Below are 10,275 nucleotides of genomic sequence, written 5' to 3'. Positions count from 1 at the left end.
CATCAGCACCAGGTCGGAGAAGCCGAACGCGCCCGTCACCACGATGAGGATCGCCGCGGCCGAGGTGATCACGCCACCGGTGTGGGCGACGCCGTAGCGGATGGATTCGGCGGCATCGGCGCCCAAGGCCCGTTTCTCCGCGATCCGGGACAGCAGGAACACCTCGTAGTCGGTGGACAACCCGAAGATCACCGTGACGATCAAGGCCACCACCGCGAACATCAACGGTCCCGGCGTGAAGTCGAAGGCATCGGAACCGTGTCCTTGCACGAAGATCCACGTCAGTACGCCCAATGTCGAGACGAGACTGAGCGCGCTCATCGCGACGGCCTTCACCGCCAGGATCACCGACCGGAACGCGATCACCATCATCGCCAGCGCCGCCGCCATCAGGATCGCCAACAGCAGCGGGAGACCGTCGATCAGGCCGTTGATGCTGTCGCGTTCCAGTGCGGGGATACCGGCGACCATGATCTGGACGCCCGGTGGTTCGGGCAGGTCGCGCAAGGTGTCGATGACCCGGTCGGCGTCGCGTTTGTCCCCGAGTCCGGCGGAGAGGACGTTGACCCCGTCCTTCGTCGGCGCGGCAGGCTCGAACCGGCCGGTCAGGCCGGGAATCTGATTGGCCTCGAACCGGATGTCGCCGAGCTGCTGTGGTGAAGCGCCGACCACGACCAGCTTCAACGGTTCGGTGCGGAAGCCGGGGAAGAGCCGGTCGAAGTCCTCCTGCGCCACGCGCGCCGGATTGTCCGCCGCCAGATACTTCTCACTGATTCCGCCGAACTCGATGTGGCGCAACGGAATACTCAAGGCCAGCAGGCCGAGCACGATCGGGATCACGACCGCCCAGGGCCGCCGCATCGCCCACTGTGCCAGCCGGGAGAAGAATCCCGCGTCGATCTCCGCCTCGGTCTTGCTGCGCGAGAATCGCTTCCAGCCCAGCCAGTCGATGCGATGCCCGGCGATGCTCAAGGCCGCGGGCAGCGCGGTCACCGACAGCAGCGCCGCCAGCATCACCGCGGAGATGCCGCCGTAGGGCACCGAGCGCAGCACACCGTTGGGGAAGATGAACAGCGCGCCGAGGCTGATCGCGATGATCGCCGCCGAGAACAACACGGTACGGCCCGCTGTCGCGACGGTGCGGGCCGTCGCGTCCTCCACGCTGCGGCCCGCCGCGAGTTCCTCCCGGAATCTGGTCACCGTGAACAGCCCGTAATCGATCGCCAAACCGAGACTGACCAGCGTCATCACCGCACTGGCGAACACATTGACCTCGATGTGCGCGGTGAGGAATCGCAGGATGCCGGAGGTGCCGAGAACGGTGAGCCCACCGATCATCACCGGCAGCAACGCGCCGATGACACCGCCGAACACGAAGTACAGCAAGATCGCCACGATCGGCAACGCGATGATCTCCGCGCGCCGGATGTCGTGCTGCATCCCGATATTGATGCCCTCGACCACCGGCTGCAATCCCGCCAGCTGCACGGTGGTTCCGCCGGGCCCGCCACCGGGCACGCCGGCGTCGAGATGCGGTTTCAGGGCGAGATAGTTGTTGACCGTGGCCGTTCCGCCACCGCCCGCCAGTCCGATGCTGGCGAACGCGTGCTGCTTGCTGGGATCGGAGGCGTCCGCGGAGAACGGGCTGTCCCAGTAGCTGTCGATCTTGTGGATGTGCTTGCCGTACTGCTCGCGCAGGTCCGCGAGCGCGGCCACCACCGGGCCGCGCACCGCGGGATCGTCGACGGTGGCGCCCGCGGGTGCGGTGTAGATGACGATCAGGTCGCCGTCGGTGTCGCGGCCGAAGGTGTCATCGGCCAGTTTCGACGCCGCCACCGACTGGCTGGACTCGTCGAACCAGCCCTCCTGGGTGTAGCGGCCCGCCATATCCCGGCCGAACCAGCCCGACACCAGCACCGTCAGGATGAAGATCCCGAGCACGAGGTAGCGGTGGCGGTGGACGAACCGGCCCCACCGCATCGCACGCGATTCCCGCATCTCAGCCGCAGGCGGCGGTGCGATAGTCGGCCGAGCGCAGGATGCCGCACAGATCGGTGCGCGAGATCTTCCACTTCCCGTCGAGCAGCACGAAATGCACGATGGTGGTGCGGATATTGGTGCCCGAACCGTCCTTGTCCAGGCGCATCGTGGCGGTCAGCGTGCCGTCACGGTTGTCGAAAACCGGGTCGACGACGCCGTAGACGGCGTGCGGGTTGTCGCGCAGCGCCTTGTACATGTCGGGGATCGCGTCCTTGAACGCGGCGCCGTCCTCGATCAGATCGGTGCGTTCGACATCGGGCAGGTTGGGATCGAGCGCGCGCTTGATCTGCGCGTCGAGTTCCGCGGCGGTCGGCAGCGGCACATTGGCCTTGCTCGACGAGACCGCGATGGAGGAGGACAGGGAGGCTTGGGCCGATGACCGTGCGGCGTCGACCGAGGCCTCGTCGGTGCCACCACCGCAGGCGGTGAGGGCGACGAGGGCCGTGAGGCAGGCGGTGGCCGCAGCGGCCCTGGCGAAAAGTGTGGAAGACATCACCATCTACATACCATCAATCACGGCACTGATCCGGCCCAGGATGCTCCGGACCGTCATGGTGTCCCTCGGCGCGGCGGTCGGGACCGGGACCGCGTGGTGGAGCAGATCGCGCACGAACGCGGTGACGCTGCGTTCGTCACCGAGGTCGATATCGGTGACCTGTGCCTGCGCGGTGGCGACCACATCGTCGGCGCCGGGCACGGTCTCGCCCAGGTCGGCGCGGTAGATGTGCACGGTGAGAGTGGCGCGGTGGGTGCGGAAGGTGAACGCGCGGCCGTCGTCGGTGGTGCCGAAACCGTGGGCGAAGGGGCCGACGGAGATGTCATCGATGCCGAAACCCGCGGTTGTCCGGTCGGTCATCGGTGATCCCCTCCCGCTTCCTGGCAAACAATTGTCGACACGTCAACAGTAACCTCCGTCACCGACAGGCCCGACGTGCGCCACCCGGTCGGAGCTACCGGTGAGTCATCATGGTCAGATGGTGATCAGCGGTCACCTCGTGAGATTAGGAGTTCGGTGCATGCGCCCTCGCGGCTCGGTCGCCTCAGCGCTGTTCGGCGCGGCGGCACTGGTGGTGCTGACGGGATGTGCCGGTGCGGACGGCCCCGACGTGCCGACCAGGGATCCGGCCACCGCGGCCGTCTCCCCTGCCACCGCGACATCGCCCGCCGGCCAGGTCATTCCCGCCGCTGCGACGAAAGCGCTGCTGGCCGAAGGGGAAACCGGTCGCCTCGCCGCCCTCGATGCCGCCGGTACCACCCTGACGTTGCTCGACCCCGCCGCGCCCACCACCGCGCGGACCGTCACCCTGCCCGCCGCGGGCGCGGCATTGGCCCAGGGCACACCGGGTGAAGTGCTCGTCGCCGCCCCGGATCGGGTGCTGCGGGTCGACGTGACCGCGGGCACCGTCACCGAGACTCCCGTCGACGGCGACGTGCACAGTGTGCAAACACGCACGGACGGCACGCTGATCGTCGGCACCGCCGACGGCACGGTGCGTGAACTGCGCCCCGACGGCAGCGTCGCCCGCACCGTCACCGGCCTGGTCTCGGCCGACGTGATCGCCCTGACCGGTGCCGACATCACCGTCCTCGACCGCAAGCAGACCGCCGTCGTCAGCGTCCGCGACGACGCGCTGGGCCTGATGCTGCGCGCCGGCGACGGCGCAGCAAATGCCATCGCCGACCCGGAAGGGCGGATCATCGTCACCGACACCGCCGGCGGTGAACTGCTGGTCTACTCGGCCGGTCCGCTCGTGCTGCGCCAGCGTTTCCCGGTATCATCGTCGCCTTACGCGCTCGCCTACGATCCGCGCTCGAGCACGGTCTGGGTGACCTGCACGGAGAGCAACGAGGTCGTCGGCTACGACCTGTCGACCGGGATCGGTGTCGAGGTGGGTCGGTTCCCGACCGTGCGCCAGCCCGACGCGGTGACCGTCGACGAACGCACCGGCGACCTGTTCGTGGCCTCGGCCGCGGGCGAGGGTCTGCAGCGGATCGGTGCGGACGAGCGGAAGAGAGGGCAGTGATGGCGGCCAGGCCTCGCGGTTCTCGCTCGGCGGTCCCGCCGAGCTGGGAAACCAGCAACGACGATTACGAATACGTGCCGCTGCGGCTGCCACCCGAGGTCACCCGGGTCACCGCCTCGATGCGGCTGGCCATCCAGGCCGAATTCGGTGGCTGGGAATTGTCGCGGGTACGCGCCTACACCGACGGCAGCCGCCGGGTGTTGTTGCGCCGCCGCAAGAATGCCGTCCTGCCTGTGCCCGAACCCGGATTGTGAGCCGACCCATGTACGCCCTGTTACTACGCCTGATGTTCCTGATCCCGCCGGAGCGGGTGCATCACCTGGTCTTCGCCGCCCTGCGGTTCGCCACCTGGTTCCCGCCGACCCGCTGGCTGGCGCGCAAACTCACCGTCGCCGACGACCCGATCCTGGCCACCACCGCCTTCGGTGTCGACTTCCCCGCCCCGCTGGGCCTGGCCGCGGGCTTCGACAAGAACGCCGACGGCGTGAACACCTGGGGCTCGCTCGGTTTCGGTTTCGCCGAGATCGGCACCGTCACCGCGCACGCCCAGCCGGGTAACCCGGCGCCGCGCCTGTTCCGGCTGCCCGCCGACCACGGCCTGATCAACCGGATGGGTTTCAACAACCACGGTGCCGCCGCGGCCGCCGCCCGCCTGCACAACGCGCACCCGGCCGTCCCGATCGGCGCGAACATCGGCAAGACCAAGGTCACCGAACCCGAGGCCGCCGCAGGCGATTACGCCACCAGCGCCCGACTACTCGGCCCCCTCGCCGATTTCGTCGTCGTGAACGTGTCCTCCCCCAACACCCCCGGCCTGCGTGACCTGCAGGCCGTCGAGTCGCTGCGCCCGATCCTGCAGGCCGTGCTCGACAGCGTCACGGTCCCGGTCCTGGTGAAGATCGCCCCCGACCTGTCCGACGAGGACATCGACGCCGTCGCCGACCTCGCCGTCGAACTGGGCCTGGCCGGCATCGTCGCCACCAACACCACCATCCGCCGCGACGGCCTGGCGACCCCGGCCGCCGAGGTCGAAGCGATGGGCGCGGGCGGGTTGTCCGGTCCGCCCGTCGCCGAACGCTCCCTGGAAGTCCTGCGCCGGCTCTACGCCCGCGTCGGCGACAAGCTGGTCCTGATCTCGGTCGGCGGCATCGAGAACGCCGACCAGGCCTGGGCCCGCATCCTGGCAGGCGCGACCCTCCTGCAGGGCTACACCGGCTTCATCTACGGCGGCCCCTTCTGGACCACCCGCATCCACCGCGGCATCGCCGCCAACCTGCGCGCGGGCGGTTTCCGCTCGCTGTCCGACGCGGTCGGTGCCGAGCACCGCGCGCCGTCGGCTTGAGGGTCTATCCGTAGTTGACGCGCGGCACCCGGCCGCCGTGTCCACGCAGCAGCTGGGTCGGCCGAAGCCGAAGCCCAGCTGATGGGTGCGACGGCGGATCGTGGACGGAATCGTCGGTGCCGCGCGATCGTTCCCCGACGCGTTTGGCGAGCTTGATCAGCGCCTGCTGCCAGATCATGCCGAGGATGTCGGCGCGAGCGCTGATCTCGGCGTGCGCGATGCGATCGTGGGCGGCGGCGAGATCGCTGACCAATTCGTCGAGCTCCATACCCGCCAGTGCCTGCTCCCGGGTGAGGCTGTATTCGGGCAGCCAGCTCAACCGCCAGGTGTCAGGTCCGGTCCGTTGCGCGTACTCCGGTGTGCGGTCACTGCGCAGCGTGTCGTCGGTGCTCTGAATTGTCATCGCAGACCTGCCTTCCCCGCCGGGACACGGTGCCCGCCGAGCGTCTGGCGGGGCGCGTGCTCCCCGTAACCCAGTGTGGCATTTGCCTTTTGTCTCGGTCAATTGCCATTGTATGGAGGTAATTGCCGCAAACCGGGCGCGGCAAACCCGGCATTGTGGCGATCGCAGTCCGGCGTCCGCCGCCTCGCCGGGGTGGTCGAACCGCCGTCAGGTCACGGGAGGCAGCATGCCGATGGTTCCCCAGGATGCTCGCGTCGCCGCCATTCGCAGCATCCTGACCAGGCTGGGCAAGTACTCGGGCCTGAGCGCAGAACGCTTGCGGCACACCGAGATCGACGCTGCGCCGCTGCTCGAACTGCTGTCCGTGCGCAGGCACGCCCGGCGCACCGGAGCCAGTCCGGAGGCCTCGATCTTGCCGGTGGTCCGCGAGGTCGCGCAGTGGCTGCCACCGACCGATCGGCTCATCGTCGATGCCGCGCTGTCGCTGGGTTTGTTCCGCGACCGCGTCGGCGTCGGTCTCGATGTAGAACGCCTTTATGCAGATAACCTCGGCGAACGTCGAGAGGCCTTGACCGAGCAGTGGGTCGCCCTGCACACCCTGCTCGACGTCGAGCCGGTGCCCGAGACGCCGACCGTCAAGCGGCTGCGCACCAGCTTGGAACACAATGCCTTCACCGCGCTGGCGGGTCTGCTGGCCGCCGACTCCGGCTACCCCATGGCGCGACCACCTGCCGGACAGGCTGCCGAGGCCGCGCCGACGCCGCGCGGCGTCGTCACCGTCATCGGCGACGCTGTCATCGACCACATCTATCGTGTCGACACTTTTCCCGACGCCCACCGCGCGGCCAATGGCAACTTCGACGGGCATCCCGGCGGCAAAGGCCTCAACCGTGCCGTCGCCGCGGCCCGTCTCGGCATCGACGTCCGTCTGGTGTCCGCGGTCGGCGGCGACGAATACGGCCGCCGGATCCTGGAATTCATCGAGTTCGAACGGGTGCACCTCGATCTGATCAAAGTGGTGCCGTTCGCGAAGTCGCTCGTCACGGCCGTCGTCATCACGCCCAACGGCGAATCCCGCATCATCGGCTGTCGCGACAGCCGGGTGCAATTGCAGGACGAGGACCTGCACCGGCCGGAGCTGCGGGCCGCACTCGAGGCCTCCGACGTGGTGATCCTCAGCTTCGAGCAGCCGCCCGCGATCATCGAGCAGGTCCTCGCTGTGGTGTCGCAGATGCGCCCCAAACCGCCGGTCATCGTGTGCCCGACACCGTCGATGGCGGTACCGCAGGGCCTCTACCAGCACCTGAGCGTCGTCGACTACCTGGTCGGCACGTCCATCGAGCTCGCGGCCCTGCTGCCCGACGTGCCCGCCGAATCCGCCGACGACATCCCCCGGCTGCTGCGTGGTCTCGGTGTCGGAACGGTGTGCACGGTCGAGAACTTTCGCTGCGCTGTCGCCTCCGACACCATCGAGACCGTCATCGATCATTTCCCGCAGGTGCTCAAAGCCTCCGCGGGCGCCGCCGCCGCCTTCACGGGCGCGCTCGCCTATCGCCTGGTCAATGCCCGATCCCCGCTCACCGCAGCTGATTTCGTCTGGACGACCGCCGCGATGATCCCGACCCAGAAACTGGGCGCGATCGCGGCATCGATGCCCGCCGCCGACGAGATCGACCGCATCGTCCGGCTGTACGCGCCGCCCGCCACCGACCAGGAGTAAAGTCGCGGCGTTCAGCTCGCACGCCCTGTCCGGCAACGGCGGTCGCGCCGCCCTGTCCCCGCACGGAGGATCGTTGACCATACTGTCGTTCGGCAGTGCCAGAACCGGACGCGCCGGTGGCGACACCCAGCACCGGCTGGGGCGCCGGGGCAGCGACCTTCCGGTCCGGGTCATCGAGATTGCCGACCCGAGCGACGGCGGGTACCTGCTGGTTTTCGGCGAACCACGCGACGGCTGCCTGGTGCGGGTGCATTCGCGCTGTCTCTACGGCGAGGGCCTCGGCTCCGACGACTGCGACTGCGGCGCCGAGCTCACCGAGTCGATGGACCGCATCCAGCAGGAGGGCGCGGGCGTGCTCGCCTACCTCGAACAGGAAGGGCGCGGTGCGGGCCTGATCTGGAAGGCCCGTGGCTATCGCGAGAGCGAATTGTCCGGTGCCGACACCTTCGACAGCTATCGCCGCCTCGGTCTCGACATCGACGCCCGTCGCTACGATGCCGCCGCGCTGGCGCTGCGCGAACTCGGCCTCATCCGCGTCCGGCTGCTCACCAACAACCCCGACAAGTGCCGAGCGCTGGACGCGGCCGGCATCGCGGTCGACCCCATCGCACTCACCATCGCCCTGAACACGGTGCGCGGCAGGCGATATCTGCAGGCCAAACGCCGCCATCGCAGGCACACCATCCCCGCTGACCCGTCGGCAGATGTCGTGCCCGAGCCCACGCCGCGTTCGTGGTGGCCGCCGCGGCGTCGACGGTAACCGCCGCCACAATCCCGTATGTCCGGTTACGATAAGTGAGCCGCGCCACTGCTGACGCCCATCGCTCGAGACGATGAGACAGATTCACTCGCATTGGCTCGGCGTCCGGCACGGCCTATATCGGGAACAGGGATATGACAGACATCGGTTTCGCGCACGCTTCCGGCGTCACGGTGCACACCGTGCCCGCCGCCTTCCAGCAGACCGCCGCGTTGCGGCCCGACCAGATCGCCTTGCGAACGGTGGGCGGCACCCAGCAGATCACCTGGGCGGAATACGCGACGCGGGTGCGGGCGCTGGCGGCGGGCCTGGCGAAGCTCGGCGTCGGCCACGGTGACGCGGTCGGCATCATGCTCACCAACCGCCCCGAGTTCAACCTGATCGACACCGCGGCCCTGCACCTGGGCGCGACCCCGTTCTCGGTGTACAACACCAGCTCTCCCGAGCAGATCGCGCACGTGTTCGCGAACGCGGGCAACAAGGTCGTGATCACCGAGCAGGCGTTCCTCGACGTCATCCGCGAAGCGGGCGCCGAGACCGAACACACTGTCCTCGTCGACGGCACCGCCGAGGGCACCATCGGCCTGGCCCAGCTGGAGTCGGATCCGCTGCCCGACTTCGACTTCGACGCCGCGTGGCAGGCGGTGCAGCCGGGTGATCTGGCCACCCTGATCTACACCTCCGGCACCACCGGCCCGTCCAAGGGTGTCGAGCTCACCCAGAGCAATGTGATCGCCCAGGTCGTCGGCCTGGTCTCCGGTCCGCTGCCGGTCGGTTTCGACGATCGTGCCGTGTCGTATCTGCCGGCCGCGCATGTCGCCGACCGCATCTCCGCGCACGCGATGAGCCTGCTCACCGGCATCCAGATCACCACGGTCACCGACCCGCGCGAGATCGCCGCGGCCCTGCCCGACGCCCGCCCCACCGTGTTCTTCGGTGTGCCGCGGGTGTGGCAGAAGATCAAGGCCGGTATCGAGAACAAGCTCGCGGTCGAACCGAGCCCGGTGAAGAAGGCCCTGGCCAACTGGGCGATCGGTGTCGGTGTCTCCCAAGCCAAAGCGAAGCTGTCCGGTGAGGGCGGCTCGCTGCTGCTCGGTGTGCAGCACAAGGCCGCCGACGCGCTGGTGCTGTCGAAGCTGCGCGAGGCGCTCGGTTTCGGTGACCTGAAGGTCGCCGCGTCCGGCGCCGCGCCGGTGCCCGCCGAGACCCTGGAATACTTCCTGGGCCTCGGGTTCGCGGTCAGCGAGGTGTGGGGCATGTCCGAGACCACCGGTGTCGGCACGTTCACCGATATCGACAAGCCGCGCCCCGGCTCGGTCGGTCGCGTCATGGACGGTGTCGAACTGCGTCTGGACGCCGACGGTGAGGTGCTCATCCGCGGCCCGATCGTCACTCCCGGCTACCGCAACATGCCCGACAAGACCGCCGAGGCCATCGACGACGCGGGCTGGCTGCACACCGGTGACATCGGCACCCTCGACGCCGACGGCTACCTGCGCATCGTCGACCGCAAGAAGGAACTGATCATCAGCGAGGCGGGCAAGAACATCGCCCCCTCCAACATCGAGAACGCCATGAAGGCGGCGTCGTCGATGATCGGTCAGGCCGTCGCCATCGGTGACGCCCGCCCCTACATCACCGCGCTGATCATGCTCGATCCCGATGTCGCGGCGTTGCGCGCCAAGGAGTTCGGCGCCACCGACGCCACCCACGCCGAGCTCGCGCGCCGCGCCGAGATCGTCGAGGAGGTCAAGGCCGCGGTGGCCGCGGGCAACCGCAAGCTCTCGCGGGTGGAGCAGATCAAGCGTTTCGTGATCGTGGAGACGCTGTGGGAGCCGGGCGGTGACGAGCTGACCCCGAAGATGTCGCTCAAGCGGACCCCGATCGCGAAGAAGTACGCCGCCGACATCGAGGCGCTGTACGCCGCGACCCCGGCGGAGCACGTCGTCAATGTGAAGTAGGCCCGAGAACGGCGGTGGCCCTGGG

General features: G+C 68.7%; 10 protein-coding genes. 6 read left to right on the top strand and 4 right to left on the bottom strand.

The features are described from left to right. The 3 genes from ACFWPJ_RS14780 to ACFWPJ_RS14770 all read right to left on the bottom strand — a co-directional run. Positions 1–1,998 (bottom strand): MMPL family transporter (locus ACFWPJ_RS14780; protein WP_378851336.1); only part of this gene is annotated, 1,998 nt, incomplete at its 3' end. 1 nt (position 1,999) lies between these two features. Then, positions 2,000–2,533, bottom strand: a complete 534-nt coding sequence (locus ACFWPJ_RS14775; protein ID WP_378851333.1) for a hypothetical protein — start codon at positions 2,531–2,533, stop codon at positions 2,000–2,002. A 6-nt stretch (positions 2,534–2,539) separates the two neighbouring features. Continuing rightward, positions 2,540–2,896 (bottom strand): hypothetical protein, encoded by a 357-nt coding sequence (locus ACFWPJ_RS14770; RefSeq protein ID WP_378851330.1) that lies wholly within the window; start codon positions 2,894–2,896, stop codon positions 2,540–2,542. A 160-nt stretch (positions 2,897–3,056) separates the two neighbouring features. Here ACFWPJ_RS14770 and ACFWPJ_RS14765 point away from each other — a divergent pair, with 160 nt between their 5' ends. From ACFWPJ_RS14765 to ACFWPJ_RS14755, 3 genes are read left to right on the top strand one after another with little or no spacing between them, the layout of a single operon-like run. Continuing rightward, entirely contained in the window at positions 3,057–4,064 is a 1,008-nt protein-coding gene (locus ACFWPJ_RS14765; RefSeq protein WP_378851328.1) for a YncE family protein, read from the top strand. Continuing rightward, positions 4,064–4,318 carry a DUF5703 family protein gene (locus tag ACFWPJ_RS14760; protein WP_189028874.1) on the top strand — a complete coding sequence of 85 codons (255 nt, stop codon included), beginning with the start codon at positions 4,064–4,066 and terminating at the stop codon, positions 4,316–4,318. The genes ACFWPJ_RS14765 and ACFWPJ_RS14760 overlap by 1 nt, the downstream gene beginning before the upstream one ends. A gap of 8 nt (positions 4,319–4,326) precedes the next feature. After that, positions 4,327–5,406 carry a quinone-dependent dihydroorotate dehydrogenase gene (locus tag ACFWPJ_RS14755; RefSeq protein WP_378851324.1) on the top strand — a complete coding sequence of 360 codons (1,080 nt, stop codon included), beginning with the start codon at positions 4,327–4,329 and terminating at the stop codon, positions 5,404–5,406. 4 nt (positions 5,407–5,410) lie between these two features. On the opposite strand, the gene ACFWPJ_RS14750 is transcribed toward ACFWPJ_RS14755, so the two are convergent. Continuing rightward, positions 5,411–5,809, bottom strand: coding sequence for a hypothetical protein (locus ACFWPJ_RS14750; protein ID WP_378851322.1), 399 nt, complete (start codon positions 5,807–5,809; stop codon positions 5,411–5,413). A 226-nt stretch (positions 5,810–6,035) separates the two neighbouring features. Here ACFWPJ_RS14750 and ACFWPJ_RS14745 point away from each other — a divergent pair, with 226 nt between their 5' ends. From ACFWPJ_RS14745 to ACFWPJ_RS14735, 3 genes are all read left to right on the top strand, one after another. Further along, positions 6,036–7,529, top strand: coding sequence for a PfkB family carbohydrate kinase (locus ACFWPJ_RS14745; RefSeq protein ID WP_378851319.1), 1,494 nt, complete (start codon positions 6,036–6,038; stop codon positions 7,527–7,529). A 73-nt stretch (positions 7,530–7,602) separates the two neighbouring features. Further along, a complete protein-coding gene (locus ACFWPJ_RS14740; protein WP_378851316.1) occupies positions 7,603–8,289 on the top strand; it encodes a GTP cyclohydrolase in 687 nt (228 codons plus the stop codon). Between the two features lie 134 nt (positions 8,290–8,423). Further along, positions 8,424–10,250, top strand: a complete 1,827-nt coding sequence (locus ACFWPJ_RS14735; protein WP_378851314.1) for an AMP-dependent synthetase/ligase — start codon at positions 8,424–8,426, stop codon at positions 10,248–10,250. The last annotated feature ends 25 nt before the right edge of the window (positions 10,251–10,275 follow it).

Source organism: Nocardia sp. NPDC058497, assembly GCF_042720195.1.
Classification (GTDB): domain Bacteria; phylum Actinomycetota; class Actinomycetes; order Mycobacteriales; family Mycobacteriaceae; genus Nocardia.
Note: the sequence above shows the minus strand (reverse complement) of the source record. Positions and strands in the feature narration are given on the sequence as shown.

Coding starts and splice junctions, on each gene's coding strand:
- ACFWPJ_RS14750 (WP_378851322.1), bottom strand. CDS start 5,809: ATGACAATTCAGAGCACCGACGACACGCTGCGCAGTGACCGCACACCG.
- ACFWPJ_RS14770 (WP_378851330.1), bottom strand. CDS start 2,896: ATGACCGACCGGACAACCGCGGGTTTCGGCATCGATGACATCTCCGTC.
- ACFWPJ_RS14765 (WP_378851328.1), top strand. CDS start 3,057: ATGCGCCCTCGCGGCTCGGTCGCCTCAGCGCTGTTCGGCGCGGCGGCA.
- ACFWPJ_RS14735 (WP_378851314.1), top strand. CDS start 8,424: ATGACAGACATCGGTTTCGCGCACGCTTCCGGCGTCACGGTGCACACC.
- ACFWPJ_RS14775 (WP_378851333.1), bottom strand. CDS start 2,533: ATGTCTTCCACACTTTTCGCCAGGGCCGCTGCGGCCACCGCCTGCCTC.
- ACFWPJ_RS14760 (WP_189028874.1), top strand. CDS start 4,064: ATGGCGGCCAGGCCTCGCGGTTCTCGCTCGGCGGTCCCGCCGAGCTGG.
- ACFWPJ_RS14755 (WP_378851324.1), top strand. CDS start 4,327: ATGTACGCCCTGTTACTACGCCTGATGTTCCTGATCCCGCCGGAGCGG.
- ACFWPJ_RS14745 (WP_378851319.1), top strand. CDS start 6,036: ATGCCGATGGTTCCCCAGGATGCTCGCGTCGCCGCCATTCGCAGCATC.